11 protein-coding genes are annotated in these 17,347 nt (G+C 36.9%); 7 read left to right on the forward strand and 4 right to left on the reverse strand.

Going from position 1 to position 17,347, the window contains the following annotated elements; translation table 11 throughout:
* Positions 1 to 166: 166 nt before the first annotated feature.
* Both CPS_RS10340 and CPS_RS10345 read left to right on the forward strand, forming a co-directional pair.
* The gene (locus tag CPS_RS10340; protein ID WP_011043138.1) at positions 167 to 2,023 is read left to right on the forward strand and encodes a nitric oxide reductase activation protein NorD; all 1,857 of its coding nucleotides are present in this window, start codon (positions 167 to 169) and stop codon (positions 2,021 to 2,023) included.
* 33 nt (positions 2,024 to 2,056) lie between these two features.
* On the forward strand, positions 2,057 to 2,257 hold the full coding sequence (locus tag CPS_RS10345) for a hypothetical protein (protein ID WP_011043139.1): 201 nt from the start codon (positions 2,057 to 2,059) through the stop codon (positions 2,255 to 2,257).
* A 412-nt stretch (positions 2,258 to 2,669) separates the two neighbouring features.
* Here the strand turns inward: CPS_RS10345 and yfaE are convergent, their stop codons facing one another.
* The 4 genes from yfaE to ubiG form a co-directional block, all read right to left on the reverse strand.
* Entirely contained in the window at positions 2,670 to 2,930 is a 261-nt protein-coding gene (gene yfaE, locus CPS_RS10350; RefSeq protein ID WP_049757842.1) for a class I ribonucleotide reductase maintenance protein YfaE, read from the reverse strand.
* Positions 2,931 to 3,022: 92 nt separating this feature from the next.
* On the reverse strand, positions 3,023 to 4,153 hold the full coding sequence (gene nrdB, locus CPS_RS10355) for a class Ia ribonucleoside-diphosphate reductase subunit beta (protein WP_011043141.1): 1,131 nt from the start codon (positions 4,151 to 4,153) through the stop codon (positions 3,023 to 3,025).
* 102 nt (positions 4,154 to 4,255) lie between these two features.
* Positions 4,256 to 6,526: a class 1a ribonucleoside-diphosphate reductase subunit alpha gene (gene nrdA, locus CPS_RS10360; RefSeq protein ID WP_011043142.1), complete on the reverse strand. Its 2,271-nt coding sequence runs from the start codon at positions 6,524 to 6,526 to the stop codon at positions 4,256 to 4,258.
* A gap of 1,583 nt (positions 6,527 to 8,109) precedes the next feature.
* Positions 8,110 to 8,850 carry a bifunctional 2-polyprenyl-6-hydroxyphenol methylase/3-demethylubiquinol 3-O-methyltransferase UbiG gene (gene ubiG / locus CPS_RS10365; protein ID WP_011043144.1) on the reverse strand — a complete coding sequence of 247 codons (741 nt, stop codon included), beginning with the start codon at positions 8,848 to 8,850 and terminating at the stop codon, positions 8,110 to 8,112.
* Positions 8,851 to 9,162: 312 nt separating this feature from the next.
* Between ubiG and gyrA the strand changes: the two genes are divergently transcribed.
* The 5 genes from gyrA (at position 9,163) to rpsA (ending at position 17,218) form a co-directional block, all read left to right on the forward strand.
* Complete coding sequence (gene gyrA, locus CPS_RS10370; RefSeq protein WP_011043145.1) at positions 9,163 to 11,889, forward strand: DNA topoisomerase (ATP-hydrolyzing) subunit A; 2,727 nt, start codon at positions 9,163 to 9,165, stop codon at positions 11,887 to 11,889.
* 103 nt (positions 11,890 to 11,992) lie between these two features.
* On the forward strand, positions 11,993 to 13,078 hold the full coding sequence (gene serC / locus CPS_RS10375) for a 3-phosphoserine/phosphohydroxythreonine transaminase (RefSeq protein ID WP_011043146.1): 1,086 nt from the start codon (positions 11,993 to 11,995) through the stop codon (positions 13,076 to 13,078).
* A gap of 1 nt (position 13,079) precedes the next feature.
* Positions 13,080 to 14,360, forward strand: a complete 1,281-nt coding sequence (gene aroA, locus CPS_RS10380) for a 3-phosphoshikimate 1-carboxyvinyltransferase (RefSeq protein ID WP_011043147.1) — start codon at positions 13,080 to 13,082, stop codon at positions 14,358 to 14,360.
* 363 nt (positions 14,361 to 14,723) lie between these two features.
* On the forward strand, positions 14,724 to 15,404 hold the full coding sequence (gene cmk / locus CPS_RS10385) for a (d)CMP kinase (RefSeq protein ID WP_011043148.1): 681 nt from the start codon (positions 14,724 to 14,726) through the stop codon (positions 15,402 to 15,404).
* 152 nt (positions 15,405 to 15,556) lie between these two features.
* A complete protein-coding gene (gene rpsA / locus CPS_RS10390; protein WP_011043149.1) occupies positions 15,557 to 17,218 on the forward strand; it encodes a 30S ribosomal protein S1 in 1,662 nt (553 codons plus the stop codon).
* The last annotated feature ends 129 nt before the right edge of the window (positions 17,219 to 17,347 follow it).

Here is a 17,347-nt window from a genome sequence, read left to right on the forward strand (position 1 = left end):
ACACGCAGATAAAAATATCCGATAGTGTGCAAGACCACTTCTTTTCACTGACCCCATTTTAAATTTTGATAAAGCAAAATAACTTTCTGTTGACCCATATCACGGCAAAGAGCCATTTTATTGATACAATATAACTACTATTTATTTAAATGAATGTATTACGGTTATGGAAGAGTGGGTTGGTGGACTTTGGCATAAATATATTACTCGTAAAGCAAACCCCGAGTTTGATGACGCACGCGTAAATTTCGATCAAGTAAGTAAATCAGTCTCGATGGTGTTTCGCGCACTAGGTGGTGATGTTGTTAAACGTGTCGAAGCGGCTACAGGAAGAGAGTATTTAACGCGTAAAAGCTTTTTGCAAAAAATATCGGGTGATAACCAACTGGTAAGTCTTGCTTGGCAAGATGAAGAAAGCCTACGCTTACCTGAGTCATTAGCAGTATTTAATGAAAAAGCACTTAATTATGATCTTTATATTTGGTTAGCTGTTCTAGCTGCCCATCATAGTGGCAGTTTTCGTCATTGGGCTAAAGACAATCAAGCATTAGTCGTCGCCGTATTAGAAAAATTCCCCGCGCTACATAATCGATATCGCCGTTTAGCCAAAGCATTTGTTGATATGCGTCCATCGCTAGATCAAATGCCCGCGGTAGAAAGAACGATGGAGCAATCAATCAGGGATGCCATCCTAATTCCTGGTTCCGTTAACGAATTCCCAGTGGTAAATTTTGCCCCACAAGCGGTATATTTGTGGCTTTATCCTTCTGCTAGTAGTGATGATGTACTTATGGCAGATATTGATGAAGATGAGCTATCAGATGAAAACGAAGATCAAGATGGGGAGAAGAAATCAGCTAAAAAAGCGCAGAGTTCAAGGAAAAAAGCCGAACGTGTAGATTCTGATGATAGTCGCGGTGGTATGATGATCTTTCGTCTTGAAAGCTTGTTCTCTTGGAGCGAGTTTTCAAAAATGGATCGTGGTAAAGATGACAGTGATGAAGATGAAGAAGATTATCAAAGCACTATTGATGATTTAGATAAAATTACCTTAACCAAGAAACAAGAACATCAAAAAAGTGGTCAGATAAAAATAGATTTAGACTTACCTTCGGCATCTGAAGATGATATTCCGCTAGGTGAGGGCATAAAGTTACCGGAATGGAATTATAAAACGCAAACGTTGCAAGAAGATCGTTGTTTATTGCAACCTATGTTACCTCGTGATGCCACGCCAACAAAATTACCAGTGAAATTGCAAAAAACCGCAAGAATGATTCAAGCACAGTTTGAACAGTTACGCAGTGTTAAATATTGGTTAAAAGCTCAACCTCAAGGCGAAGAGCTTGATTTAAATGCTTGGCTCGATTTTCATGTTGAGAGTAAAACGGCAGCGACAGCGGAAAAAGGATTATTTCAATCATATAGAGGCAATAATCGTGATTTGTCTTGTTTATTATTAGCCGATTTATCAATGTCGACAGATTCCCATTTAGATAATGACAATCGTGTTATTGACGTAGTACAAGACAGCCTATTGCTTTTTGGTGAAGCATTACAGTCGGTTGGTGATAATTTTGCTATGTATGGATTTTCTTCAGTAAAACGAAGCAATATTCGCTTCACTATGTTGAAAAACTTTAATGAAAAATATAATGACCATGTAAGAGGACGCATACAAGCGATTACGCCTGGGTTTTACACCAGAATGGGCGCGGCAATTCGTCAAGCGACAAAGGTTATTAGTGAACAAAAAACGGCAGACAAACTTTTGCTTATTTTAACTGATGGTAAACCCAATGATATCGACCACTATGAAGGTCGCTTTGGCATTGAAGATACTCATCAAGCAATTAACGAAGCAAAACGACTAGGTATCAAACCTTTTTGTATAACGATTGATGTTGATGCACAAGAATACTTACCTTATTTATTTGGTAATGACGGTTTTACACAAATATTAAGACCAGCTCAATTGCCATTACGTTTACCGCAATTGTATCATCAGTTGACCTCACAGTAGCTGTGCACAAATGAATATTAAAAGGGAACTCGTATGAGCCAAACAACTAAAACGTGTTTGTTTTGTCAAACTGAAAATACCTGTGAAGGTGAAAAAAATCAATGTCAGCATTGTGGTATGGAATTGCCCGATAAACACCCAAATGATAGAAATACAGGGGTAAGGTTTTTTTTTAAAGCTTTCTGGCTTATCGCGTTATTCTGTATTGTGATGGTCTTTTATTTACCACGCTAAAATGTTTATAGACTGGTTTTAGTGTTAAAGAAGCCCAATCGATGACATGTTAAAAAGCGTAAGTAAAATTATTTTCTTACGCTTTTTTCTTATATAAAAAAACAGCCTTTTCACTACGACACCTAAAGTCGAACGTGCTGAGAGATAACATGGTAAAACTTAGCCTCAGTGATGCTATTTTATTGCAATACATAATGGATTGAAGTTGCTTGGGCTAGTCAAGGCTATGTAAACGTATTGTGCATGCCACAGAATGGTTGCATAGTAAGTTTGTCTAGTATCTTATTTACAGTGACTAAAATTTTTTATAGGGAGCTTTAAGACAATAAGTCGGATGGTATATTAGTGGCTTTTTTCGTTATCACCAGAGCTAAGCCACGGGTGATGAAAGTATTAGTATGAGGAGTTAGTACTATTCTTCTATTAACAAGGTAATATCAGTTACAGGTACGCAGCAGCAAGGTAAAATTTCATTGTCACCGACATAAGCTAAAGGCTCACCTAACGGGTAGTTAATTTCACCTTCTACTAACGTAACTCTGCATGCACCACAAAATCCATCACGACAATGGTAATGCACTTCTACATTGGACGACTCTAAACAATCAAGTAACGTTTGTTCATTATTATCATAATGAACAACCTTACTTTGAACGTTAATTTTTAGCTGCAATCTGACGGTATCCTTCACATCTTGATTCGTATTTTCTACTTTTATACACTTTGAAAGCACTCAATTAAGGCAAGTGCCATCAGTATACTTGCCTACAAATCAAAATCGTCAAAGTCATCTGCATCAACGGAAGAATCTACTTGGCCGACTAAATAACTCGATATTTCAGTCTCTTGTGGCGCAACCTGCACGTTATCGCTGACAAGATAAGCATTCATCCATGGTAACGGGTTACTCTTAATGTCAAAAGGTGCACCAAAACCGATGGCGGTTAAACGCTGATTAGAAATATATTCAATATATTGATTTAAAATATCGGCATTCAGTCCAATCATTGAGCCATCTTTAAATAAATACTGGGCCCATTCTTTTTCCTGCTCGACAACATCTAAGAAGATTTGTAAACCTTCATCACGAAGTTCTTCACTAATAATCTTCATTTCAGGATCATCTTTACCTGATCTCCAATTATTAAGAATATGTTGAGTACCCGTTAAATGAAGTGCTTCATCGCGTGCAATCAATTTTATAATTTTGGCATTGCCTTCAAGTAATTCACGTTCTGCAAAAGCAAATGAGCAAGCAAAACTTACATAAAATCGAATAGCTTCTAATGCATTAACAGAACAAACAGCAAGGAATAAACGTTCTTTAAGTTTTCTGGTTGATACTTCAACTGTTTTACCTTCAACTTCATAAGTTCCTTCACCTTGTGATTGAAGTAACTGAGTGGTCAGAATGACGTCATCAAAAAACTTAGCAATACTTGAAGCACGTTTTAAAATGGCTGGATTAACGATTATATCGTCAAATATTTCACCTGGTTCAGTAAATAAGTTACGAAGAATATGGGTGTAAGAACGTGAATGAATGGTTTCACTAAAAGCCCATGTTTCTACCCAAGTTTCTACTTCAGGTAAAGAAACCAAAGGAAGTAATACTGCATTAACAGAACGTGCAGCCATTGAATCTAAAAGTGTTTGGTACTTTAAGTTAGAAATAAATATGTGCTTTTCTGAATCGGTAAGGCTCTGCCAATCAGCTCTATCTTTAGATACATCTACTTCTTCTGGACGCCAAAAAAATGATAATTGCTTTTCAATTAATTTTTCAAAAGCAATATAACGTTGCTGATCGTAGCGAGAAACGTTAACGCTATTACCTAAAAACATTGGCTCTAAAAGTGCATTGTTAGGTACTTGATTAAACGTGGTATACGTCATGTTTTTATTCCTTTGGGACTACAGTGCTGTAGTAGCAAAAGCCTAGTACATTGCTAGGCTTTATATAGTAAGTTTGAGATATAAGAGGGTTAAGTAAAAAGATTAAATTTTACAAGCTCCGCCAGCACAACTATCGTCTTCAATTTCAATATCATCGCTCGCACCATCACGGGTGTTATGGTAATAAAGTGTTTTAACACCCAGTTTATAGGCCGTTAGTATATCTTTTAAGATTTGTTTAACGGGGACTTTACCGCCTTCAAATTTATTCGGATCATAATTAGTATTTGCTGATATCGCTTGGTCGACAAACTTTTGCATAATACCAACCAATTCTAAATAGCCTTGGTTATCTGGAATATTCCAGAGTAACTCATAATTGCCTTTTAGTTTTTCATACTCAGGAACAACTTGTTTCAATACACCATCTTTACTGGCTTTAATGCTTATTAAACCACGAGGTGGCTCAATACCATTAGTTGCGTTAGATATCTGTGAAGATGTTTCAGATGGCATTAATGCAGAAACTGTTGAGTTTCTTACACCATGCTTTTTAATACTTTCACGTAAACTTTCCCAATCTAAATGAAGTGGTTCACCGGTAATGTCATCGATTGTCTTTTTATAAGTATCAATCGGTAAAATTCCTTTAGATAAGAGTGTTTCATCAAATTTAGGACATGCACCTTGCTCTTTCGCTAATTCATTTGTCGCTTTGAGTAAGTAAAACTGAATAGCTTCAAAAGTGCGGTGAGTTAAGTTATTTGCACTACCGTTTGAGTAGTAAAGTCCGTTTTTAGCAAGATAGTATGCATAGTTAATAACACCTATACCTAATGTTCTTCTCGCCATGCTAGCACTTTGTGCTGCAGCAATAGGGTAGTCTTGATAATCTAATAAACTATCTAAAGCGCGAACAGCGAGATCTGCTAATCCCTCTAGTTCATCTAATGAGTCGATAGCACCTAAGTTAAATGCAGAAAGTGTACAAAGCGCAATTTCCCCATTCTCATCATTAATATCATTCATTGGCTTAGTTGGCAGGGCAATTTCTAAACACAAATTACTCTGACGAATAGCCGCTTTACTTGAATCAAATGGACTATGAGTATTACAGTGATCTACGTTTTGTAAGTAGATACGGCCGGTGCTTGCGCGTTCTTGTGCAAACAGCGTGAATAACTCGATAGCTTTAATACGTTTTTTGCGAATTGAATCATCGTTTTCATACTGTACGTATAAACGCTCAAACTTTTCTTGGTCTTCAAAGAAAGCATCATATAGTCCCGGAACATCACTAGGACTGAATAAGGTAATAGAGCCACCTTTAATTAAACGTTGGTACATCAGCTTGTTAAATTGCACACCATAATCTAAATGACGCACACGGTTTTCTTCAACACCACGGTTATTTTTAAGTACCAGTAAGCTTTCTACTTCAAGATGCCATAAAGGATAAAACAATGTAGCAGCACCGCCGCGAACACCACCTTGTGAACAACTTTTAACTGCTGTTTGGAAATGCTTAAAGAATGGGATACAACCAGTATGAAATGCTTCACCATTTCTTATCGTGCTACCTAAAGCACGAATACGACCAGCATTGACACCAATACCAGCACGTTGAGATACATATTTAACAATAGCGCTTGATGTAGCATTAATTGAATCTAAACTATCGCCACACTCAATCAATACACAAGATGAGAATTGACGTGTTGGTGTACGAACACCGGCCATGATTGGAGTAGGCAATGATATTTTAAAGCGAGAGATAGCGTGATAAAAATCTTCTACGTAACGTAAGCGAGATTCAACAGGGTATTTAGCAAACAAACATGCCGAAACTAAAATATAGAGGAATTGAGCACTTTCGTAAATTTCACCGCTAACACGGTTTTGTACTAAATACTTACCTTCAAGCTGCTTCATGGCAGCATAGCTGAAGTTTAGATCACGGCTATGGTCCATAAAGCTGGACATGTGCTCAAAGTCATCTTTAGTATAATCAGCTAACAAATGCTGATCATATTTACCCGCTTCAACTAATTTCACTACGTGATCATAAAGGGCCGGTGGCTCAAATTGTCCGTAGGCTTTTTTACGTAAATGAAATACTGCTAAACGAGCTGCCAAGTATTGATAATCTGGAGTCTCTTCAGATATCAAATCAGCAGCTGATTTAATAATAGTTTCATGAATATCTTCAGTTTTGATCCCGTCATAAAACTGAATGTGAGATTTTAATTCAACTTGAGAAACAGAAACTTGTTCTAAGCCATCCGCGGCCCAAGCAATGACACGGTGAATTTTTTCTAAATCAATGGTTTCTTTCTCACCATTTCGTTTAGTTACAAAGAGGTTGTTATTCATGAAATACCTGTAAAGCGATTATTGTTATTGTTTTTTATTCCTAATAAAAGGATCTAAAACGTCCCTAATAAAAAATCCCACATACGTATTAGAAATAAATAACTTAATACGTAGTATTAAAAATAACAACTGAGCATCAAATGCACAATATCTAGGGTTTTTTATAATTCTAGACACAAGATAGTGAGGTTTGACCTGTTTTGCAAGTGATAAAATGAGTTGATCTTTGTGATTATTTTTGCCTTAATTTAAGGGTTAGTGATGACTAACCTAGTAAGACAATTTGATTTTGGAATTTACTAAAAGCAACGATTATTTTACTTTTTTTAAGATAAATTATTTTTATAAATTATTTTTGGTCAATATTTATGTTCGCTATAATAAATTAATATAAATAAAATAAAATGTATATTTTACAAGTGGTTATGGTTTTAAGTTAAGCGCAGATTAATGTTTAAACAACTTGATTGTTTATACAACAATTATTCTGCAGGTACCTGAAGCATCGAATTTACCAAGTTTTTGAACTTTATGAACAGCTAGGGTCGTTATTTTTAAAGCTTACGACAGCACAATATATAATTAACAGCCAGTGAATAGTTGAATTTATGGTTTCCTGTAGTTGGATTGGGCTGAATTGAGCTTAATTGAGCTAGATTGTAAAGGATACCACTGTCATCAATGCACTTTAATCTGTGTTCTTCTGCTGCGAGTATTGCAAGTAAATAAGATTTTACGCTTTTATTGAGCGTTAAAAAGAAAATCAAGTATCTCGGTTTAACTAAGGTAGAAAATGCTTGAATTATTGGGGCAGGGTCAGAATGGCTTCATTAGATCCTCAGACATAAAAAAACCATTCAATGCAGTGAATGGTTTGTAGTATTAAATAGTCTTAATTGCTATTACATTATCCAAAACTGAATAATATAAATCAGACTTGCTATCTTGAACTTGAATTTTATATTCAAATCTACTGATATCATATTGTGATCTCCTATTTACTTCAAAGTTAAAATTCTGAAATAATCGAAAGAAAGACGACTCATAAAAGTTGAATCAGTAACCCTAAAAATATATAGTGGCTTTGCAAACATTTGTCATCTTTCGATTTACTTCGGTTATGCTGACTTTAGAAACCTTAAGCGCGTCAGAAACGCTTAAGGTTTTTTTGTGCCTAAATATCCAGCTACGTCCTTAATTGATAAGAGAATAGTGAGGTGTGACTTGTTTTGCAAGTGATAAAATGAGTTGATCTTTGTGATTGTTTTTGCCTTAATTTAAGGGTTAGTGATGACTAACCTAGTAAGGCAATTTTATTTTGGAATTTACTAAAAGCAATGATTTCTTTACTTTTTTTACGATAAATTATTTTTATAAATTATTTTTGCTCAATATTTATGTTCGCTATAATAAATTAATATAAACAAAATAAAATACATATTTTACAGTTGGTTATGATTTAAAGCTAAGCGCAGATTGTTGTATAAACAACTTGATTGTTTATACAACAATTATTCTGCAGGTACCTGAAACATCGAATTTACCAAGTTTTTGAACTTAATGAACAGCTAGGGTCGTTATTTTTAAAGCTTACGACAACACAATATATAATTAACATCCAGTGAGTCATTGAGCTTATGGTTTCCTGTAATGGGATTGTAATGGATACCACTGGCATCAATACACTTTAATCCGTGTTCTTCTGCCCAACCAATAAGTTGTGAAGGTCGAATAAACTTATCATGGTCATGAGTCCCATCAGGAACAATTTTGAGAAGTTTCTCTGCTGCAAGTATGGCAAGTAAATAAGATTTGATACTTTTATTGAGCGTTGAAAAGAAAATCAAGCCTCCTGGTTTAACCAAGGTAGAACATGCTTGAATCACCGAAGCAGGGTCAGGAACATGTTCTAACATTTCCATACAAGTAACGACATCAAAAGTACCTGGATTTTCCAGTGCTTTTTCTTCGGCAGTTATTTTTTGATAATTAATGGATACGCCAGTTTCTAACGCATGCAATTTTGCAACATTGAGTGGTTCGGTGCCCATATCAATACCCGTTACGTTGGCACCTAGTTTTGCTAGTGATTCTGATAAAATACCGCCACCACAACCAACATCAATAATTTGCATATCATAAAAGCCATTCTTCGAATCAATACCTTCAACCTGAAGCGCAATATGCTGACTTATAAATTGGACTCTTAATGGGTTAATTTGATGTAGAGGTTTAAAGTCACCGGTTAAATCCCACCATTGGCTAGCAACTTGTTCGAACTTTGCAATTTCATCTTCATTTACGTTAAGGGGTTGGCTTGACATACATTCACTACTTTAAATTGACTTTCAATCATTCGATTCTAAACGAAAGTCATTTTTAAGCAAAGGGGATAGATCAAATCTACGCTTTTTAGGTGCTTTTTTAAGCTGATTATTACCCCTAAAAAAACCTTTAAATAAAGCTGTATGGCATCAACAATTTTTATGCTAGTATGCTGCGTTGATTACTATTATTAGTGTCTATTAGATAACAATAAAATCTTTAAAATACCGTTTATTTACTACTAGAAATTAGCCTCGCTATATTGCTAGTATTATTAAGCAAAAGAATTAGTTAAGGGATACCATCGATTTATGTCCGATCTGGCCAAACAAATAGTTCCAGTTAATATTGAAGATGAACTAAAAACCTCCTATTTAGATTATGCCATGAGTGTAATAGTTGGGCGCGCATTGCCTGACGTTCGTGATGGCTTAAAACCTGTACATCGTCGGGTGTTATTCGCCATGGATGTATTAGGTAATGATTGGAATAAAGCCTATAAAAAATCAGCCCGTGTGGTTGGTGATGTAATAGGTAAGTATCACCCTCATGGTGATACTGCAGTTTACGATACAATAGTTCGTATGGCACAGCCATTCTCCTTACGTTACATGCTTGTCGATGGACAAGGTAACTTCGGCTCTGTTGATGGTGATAGCGCAGCTGCAATGCGTTATACCGAAATTAGAATGTCTAAAATTGCACATTCTATTCTAGCCGATTTAGATAAAGAAACCGTTGATTTTGTACCTAACTATGATGGTACAGAACATATACCAGCGGTTATGCCTACCCGTGTACCTAACTTACTCGTTAATGGTACTTCAGGTATTGCTGTTGGTATGGCAACCAATATTCCTCCGCATAATTTAACTGAAGTTATCAATGCTTGTTTAGCACTTATTGATAACAGTGAATTAACGTTTGAAGAAATTTTAGAACATATCCCTGGTCCTGACTTTCCAACAGCAGGTATTATTAGTGGTCGTGCAGGTATCGAAGAAGCATACCGAACCGGTCGCGGTAAAATAAAAATTCGTGCACGTGCAAGTATTGATGTTCATGAAACCACGGGTAAAGAAACAATAATTGTTCACGAACTACCTTATCAAGTAAACAAAGCACGCTTAATTGAAAAAATGGCTGAGCTTGTTAAAGATAAACGTCTTGAAGGTATTTCTGCTTTACGTGATGAGTCTGATAAAGACGGCATGCGTATGGTTATTGAAATCAAACGCGGTGAAGTAGGTGAAGTTGTTTTAAATAACTTATACAAACTGACGCAAATGCAGGTTTCTTTCGGTTTAAATATGGTGGCATTAACCAATGGCCAACCGAAAATATTTAATATCAAAGAGATGTTAGAAGCATTTGTTTTGCATCGCCGTGAAGTTGTTACTCGTCGTACTATTTTCGAATTAAGAAAAGCACGTGACCGTGCTCATATCTTAGAAGGTTTATCCATTGCATTAGCAAATATAGACCCTATCATCGAAATGATTAAAAATTCGAATAACAGAAAAGAATCTGAAGAAAAGCTTATTTCCCAAGGTTGGGAACTCGGTAATGTTGCTAACATGCTCAGCGAAGCGGGTAATGATGCAGCACGTCCTGAGTGGTTAGAACCTGAATATGGTATTCGTGATGGTTTATATTACTTAACCGCCGAACAAGCAAAAGCAATCGTCGACCTACAGTTATATAAACTATCTGGCATGGAACACGATAAAATTCTAAGCGAGTACAAAGCGTTATTAGACCTTATTGCAGAATTAATGCATATTTTGGCTACACCTGCTCGTTTAATGGAAGTGATTTGTGAAGAACTTGTTGCTATTCGTGATGAGTTTGGTGATGAACGTAGAACTGAAATTACTAACGCTTCACATGATTTGTCTTTAGAAGACTTAATCACTGAAGAAGATGTTGTAGTGACACTTTCACATGAAGGTTATGTTAAGTATCAAGTCTTAAGTGATTACGAAGCTCAGCGTCGCGGTGGTAAAGGTAAAGCAGCGACTAAGATGAAAGAAGAAGACTTCATCGAACGTTTACTCGTGGCTAATACACATGACACTATTTTATGTTTCTCAGACCGTGGTAAATTATATTGGTTGAAAGTTTTCCAATTACCATTAGCAAGTCGTACCGCAAGAGGTAGACCTATTGTAAACATCTTGCCATTAGAAAGTGATGAACGTATCACTGCTATCTTACCAGTACGTGATTATGCCGATGATAAATATATCGTTATGGCAACAGCTTCTGGTACGGTGAAGAAAACGCGTTTAGATGCCTACTCTAATCAACGTGCTAACGGTATTATTGCCTTAAACCTTCGTGATGATGATACCTTAATCGGTGTTGATATTACCGACGGTACTAACGATGTTATGTTGTTCTCGGATGCGGGTAAAGTTGTCCGCTTTAACGAAAAAGTACGTGATAGCGAAACAGGTGAAATAAAACTTGATCCAGAAACGGGTGAACAACGATGGGCGTTAAAACCAATCGGTCGTACCGGTACTGGTGTACGTGGTATCAAGCTTGAAGGTGAGCAAAAAGTTGTTTCGCTTATTATACCTAAGAATGATGGTCCAATCTTAACCATTACTGAAAATGGTTTTGGTAAGCGTACTGATTTAGCTGAATATCCAGCTAAGAGTAGAGCAACGAAAGGTGTTGTTTCTATTAAAGTTAGTGAACGAAATGGTAAGGTTGTTGGTGCAGTTCAAGTAGAAGATCTTGATGAGATAATGCTAATTACTGACAGTGGTACTCTAGTTCGTACTCGTGTCAATGAAGTGAGCGTTATTGGTCGTAATACTCAAGGTGTACGTTTGATACGTACTGCTGATGATGAACATGTGGTAGCACTACAACGTATTGATGAAATTGAAGAGCCAGCAGAGCTTGAAGAAGTTGCTGAGGGTGATGAAGTCATTGAAACAAGTGTGGAGCCCAGCTCTGAAGATAATCCAGAGCATAGCGCTCAACAGGATGTTGCTGATACCTCACAAGACGACAATCAAGAGTAATTGTCGCATCAACACTAAAAAGGCGGCTAATAACCGCCTTTTTTAATGTGTTTTTATAAGCAAATAAATATTTCAAATCGTAGTTAATAAAGTAGGAAAGATAATGTCAGAAGTTTTTAATTTTTGTGCTGGTCCAGCTATGTTGCCGACACCTGTGATGGCAAAAGCACAACATGAGTTTTTAAATTGGCAAGGTACGGGTAGCTCTGTGATGGAATTAAGCCATCGTAGTGGTATTTACATTGCAATGGCTGAAAAAGCAGAAGCTGATTTACGTGAGCTTATGTCTATTCCTGATAATTATAAAGTTTTGTTTTGTCATGGTGGCGGACGTGGACAGTTTTCTGCTGTTCCATTGAATTTATTACCCACAGGACAAACTGCTGATTACATTGTTGATGGCTCATGGTCTAAAGCAGCAGCAGCCGAAGCAAAAAACTTTGGTGATATTAATGTTATTAACATCACCAAAGAAGATAATGGCAATATTAGTGTCCTTAACCCAACAGAATGGCCAATAAGTCCCAACGCGGCTTATGTTCATTATTGCCCTAATGAAACCGTTAACGGTATCGAAATTAATGAAATACCAGAAACTAATGGTGTGCCTTTAGTTGCTGATATGTCATCAACTATTTTATCCCATGAAGTCGACGTCAGTAAATTTGGCTTAATCTATGCTGGTGCTCAAAAAAATATCGGCCCATCAGGCTTAACCATTGTTATTGTTCGTGAAGACTTACTGGGTCATGCTCAAATAGCCACACCCTGTATTATGAATTACAAATTGGCTGCAGATAATGACTCAATGTATAATACTCCTCCAACGTATGCTTGGTATCTTGCGGGTTTAGTATTCCAGTGGCTTAAAGATTTAGGTGGCGTAAAAGCTATTGCTAAAATTAATCAAACTAAAGCGGCGTTATTGTATCAAGCTATTGATGATAGTGACTTCTATCAAAATACTATTGATACCAAATATCGTAGCAAGATGAATATTCCTTTTTGGTTAAAAGATGAAAGCTTAAATGATAAGTTTTTAAGTGAGTCTGAGGCTGCTGGTTTAACTGCACTCAAGGGCCATAGAATTGTAGGTGGCATGCGCGCAAGTATTTATAATGCAATGCCTATTGAAGGTGTACAAGCGCTTGTAGACTTTATGCAACAGTTTGAAAAGAGGAATAGATAAAGTGGAACAGTTAACATTAAATCCAATAGGTAAAATTAATGGAGAAATATTTTTACCTGGTTCTAAAAGTTTATCTAACCGTGCCTTGTTAATTGCGGCGTTAGCTAATGGTGTTACAAAAATCACTAATTTATTAGTGAGTGATGACATCAACCATATGCTAAATGCGTTAAAAAGCCTTGGTATTGAATATACGTTAAGCGATTGTGGTACTGAGTGTACTGTTATCGGAAATGGTGGCTTTTTCAATGCTAAAAAACCATTGGAACTGTACTTAGGTAACGCAGGTACGGCGATGCGCCCATTGTGTGCTGCACTTGCGGCAAGCGAAGGTGAGTTTATCTTAACCGGTGAACCAAGAATGAAAGAGCGGCCGATTGGTCATTTAGTTGATGCTTTAGCACAACTTGATGCCGATATAGAATACTTGGAAAATAAAGATTACCCACCTGTAAAAATTAAAGGTAAAGCGTTAACTGGCAATACAGTGACCATTGATGGTTCTATATCGAGTCAGTTTTTAACTGCTATCTTGATGATTGCACCTTTACTAGAAACCAATACCACAATAGAAATTGATGGTGAGTTAGTTTCCAAACCCTACATTGATATTACGCTTGATATTATGCGTAGATTTAATGTCAGTGTTCAAAATAATGACTACAAGTCTTTCATCGTTAACGGTAAGCAGTCATATCAAGCGCTAGATAAATATATGGTGGAAGGTGATGCATCTTCTGCGTCATATTTCTTAGCAGCTGGCGCTATAAAAGGTGGTGAAGTTACTGTTCATGGTATTGGTAAGCTCAGTGTCCAGGGCGACAAACATTTTGCCGATGTTCTTGAAAAAATGGGTGCAGAAATTCATTGGAAGGATGAGTCAATCACTGTTATCGGTAAGCCGTTGACAGCAGTAGATATGGATATGAATCATATTCCTGATGCGGCAATGACTATTGCTACCACCGCACTTTTTGCGACAGGTACTACAACCATTAGAAATATATATAACTGGCGTGTAAAAGAAACAGACCGATTAAACGCAATGGCGACGGAACTAAGAAAGGTTGGAGCTGAGGTTGTTGAAGGCAAAGATTATATTTCAATTACTCCACCAAAATCACTGAAACATGCAGAAATTGATACCTATAATGATCATAGAGTTGCTATGTGTTTCTCTCTTGTTGCTTTGAGTGATACCCCCGTTACTATTAATGATCCTAAGTGTACGGCGAAAACATTCCCAGACTATTTTGACAAGCTAGCACAAGTTTCTTGTTAATAATGTTATAGAAAAACATTTTTGCGCGATATTATACCAAACAGATTAATTAATTAGTCAGCTTAGAGCTACAATAGCGAGCTTAAAACAAGTAAAATGAGTTAAACATAGTTAGTTCTATATTTCATTCATTTTATGATGTTATTAGTTTGCTAATGAGCTCCCAAAGGGCGAGTACCTAATAAAAGGTAAAGGCTTACATGCGGCGTTATTGATTTTGACAAGGGATAACCATTCTCTTCAAGTAATGCCTTGCCTCTAAGCCTTTTAATTCTCGCTAAGTGATCAATAAATTAGTCCGATTGGTATTACTCTATAAATCCCGTATAATTGCGCCGATTTTCGATGTTAGGAGAAAAAAGTATGCAGGAAAGCACACCAGTTATAACCATTGATGGCCCAAGTGGGGCTGGTAAAGGAACCGTTGCAAGGATAGTTGCGGACCAATTAGGTTGGCACCTTCTTGACAGTGGGGCTATTTACCGCGTCTTAGCTGTTGCCATTCAACATCACCAACTTTCATTAGATGATGAAGAGCCTCTTATCCCTATGGCTGCACATTTAGATGTTCAATTTGAAATTAATAGTCAAGGTGAAGCTAAAGTTATTTTAGAAGGTGAAAATGTTACTGAAATTATTCGTACTGAAGAAGTTGGCGGATTAGCATCGAAAGTAGCAGCATTTCCACGTGTTAGAGAAGCGCTATTACGAAGACAACGTGCATTTAGCGTTAGCCCTGGCTTAATTGCAGATGGTCGCGACATGGGAACCGTTGTTTTTCCGAAAGCTCCAGTAAAAATATTTTTAACTGCTAGTGCTGAAGAACGAGCTGACCGAAGATTTAATCAGTTGAAAGAAAAAGGAATTGATGTTAACATCGGGCGCCTTTTGGATGACATACGTCAACGAGATGAGCGAGATCAAAACCGCAAGGTAGCTCCTCTTATCCCGGCAGAAGGAGCGTTAACTATTGATTCTACTGATATTTCTATTACAGAAGTCGTCAATAAAATCCTTATGTTTGCCAATGGCAAATTAACGTAAAACACATACCTTTAAGTTAGCTAAATTTGTAATAACTGCTAGCATTAAAGAACTTTTAATAGAAAGCCTACTGTATGGATGCACTGGGCATACTTAACCACCCCATGAAACAATGACGTTGAATGGATTAATAGCTGAGTTTATAACAAGTTATGACTGAAAATTTTGCGCAACTTTTTGAAGAAAGTTTAAAAGAAATCGAAACACGTCCTGGATCAATCATCCGTGGAACAATCGTAGCCGTTAACAAAGACAATGTAATTGTTGATGCTGGCTTAAAATCTGAGAGTGTTATCTCAATTGATCAATTTAAAAACGCTGCTGGTGAAGTTGAAGTAGTTGTTGGCGATGAAATTGATGTAGCCTTAGATGCAACAGATGATGGTTTCGGTGAAACTATTCTTTCTCGTGAAAAAGCAAAACGTCACGAAGCATGGCAAGTGCTTGAAAAAGCATATGAAGAAAAAGAAACTGTTATCGGTGTTATCAACGGTAAAGTTAAAGGTGGTTTCACTGTTGAAGTTAGCGATATCCGTGCTTTCTTACCAGGTTCATTAGTAGATGTTCGTCCAGTACGTGACACTGCTCACCTTGAAGGCAAGCCTCTAGAATTTAAAGTTATTAAGCTTGATCAAAAGCGTAATAACGTAGTTGTTTCACGTCGTGCTGTAATCGAAGCTGAAGGCAGTGCAGAACGTGATGAATTACTTGAGTCATTAGCAGAAGGCCAAGAAGTTAAAGGTATCGTTAAGAACCTTACTGACTACGGCGCATTTGTTGACTTAGGCGGCATTGATGGTTTATTACATATCACAGATATGGCTTGGAAACGCGTTAAGCACCCAAGTGAAATCGTAAATGTTGGTGATGAAATACAAGTTAAAGTATTGAAATTCGACCGTGAGCGCACTCGTGTATCTCTAGGTATGAAGCAGTTAGGCGAAGATCCATGGGTAGCAATTGCTAACCGTTACCCAGAAGGTTCTAAACTTTCTGGTCGCGTAACTAACTTAACTGACTACGGTTGTTTCGTTGAAATCCAAGAAGGCGTTGAAGGTTTAGTTCACGTTTCTGAAATGGATTGGACTAACAAAAACATCCACCCATCTAAAGTTGTTAACTTAGGTGACACAGTAGAAGTTCTAGTATTAGAAATTGACGAAGAACGTCGTCGTATTTCTTTAGGTCTTAAACAGTGTATTGCTAACCCTTGGGAAGAGTTTGCTAAAAACTTCAACAAAGGCGACAAAGTATCAGGTAAGATCAAGTCAATTACTGACTTCGGTATCTTCATCGGTCTTGACGGCGGCATTGATGGTTTAGTTCACTTATCTGATATTTCATGGGCTGGCGGTGAAGAAGCTGTTCGTGATTATAAGAAAGGCGATGAAATCGACGCTATCGTTCTTCAAGTTGACCCTGAACGTGAGCGTATCTCGTTAGGCGTTAAACAAGCTGAAGACGACCCGTTCAATATGTATCTTGCAGATAAGAAAAAAGGTGCTATTGTTACTGGTAAGGTAACTGAAGTTGATGCTAAAGGCGCAACTATCTTGTTAGCTGAAAGTGTTGAAGGTTACCTACGTGTTAGCGACATTTCTGTAGAGCGTATCGAAGATGCATCTACAGTATTAAAAGTTGGTGACGACGTTGAAGCTAGATTTATGGGTGTGGATCGTAAGAACCGTACTATTAGTCTATCTATCAAAGCAAAAGATCAAGCTGATGAACGTGAAGCAATGGATAACCTAAACCAAGTAGAAGAAACTGGTTTAAGTGCTATGGCTGCTGCGTTTAAAAACGCTAAAAACTAATATTCCTTAACCGGATATAGTTTTACTTTGCAATGGTGCTGTAATTACTACAGCAGGTGAAAAGAGTATTTATCACTATCGTGGTGATACTCTTTTCTTATTTTTAACGCCATTGGCGGAGCCAATTTT

Origin of the sequence: Colwellia psychrerythraea 34H, from assembly GCF_000012325.1 — a bacterium.
GTDB lineage: Bacteria > Pseudomonadota > Gammaproteobacteria > Enterobacterales > Alteromonadaceae > Colwellia > Colwellia psychrerythraea_A.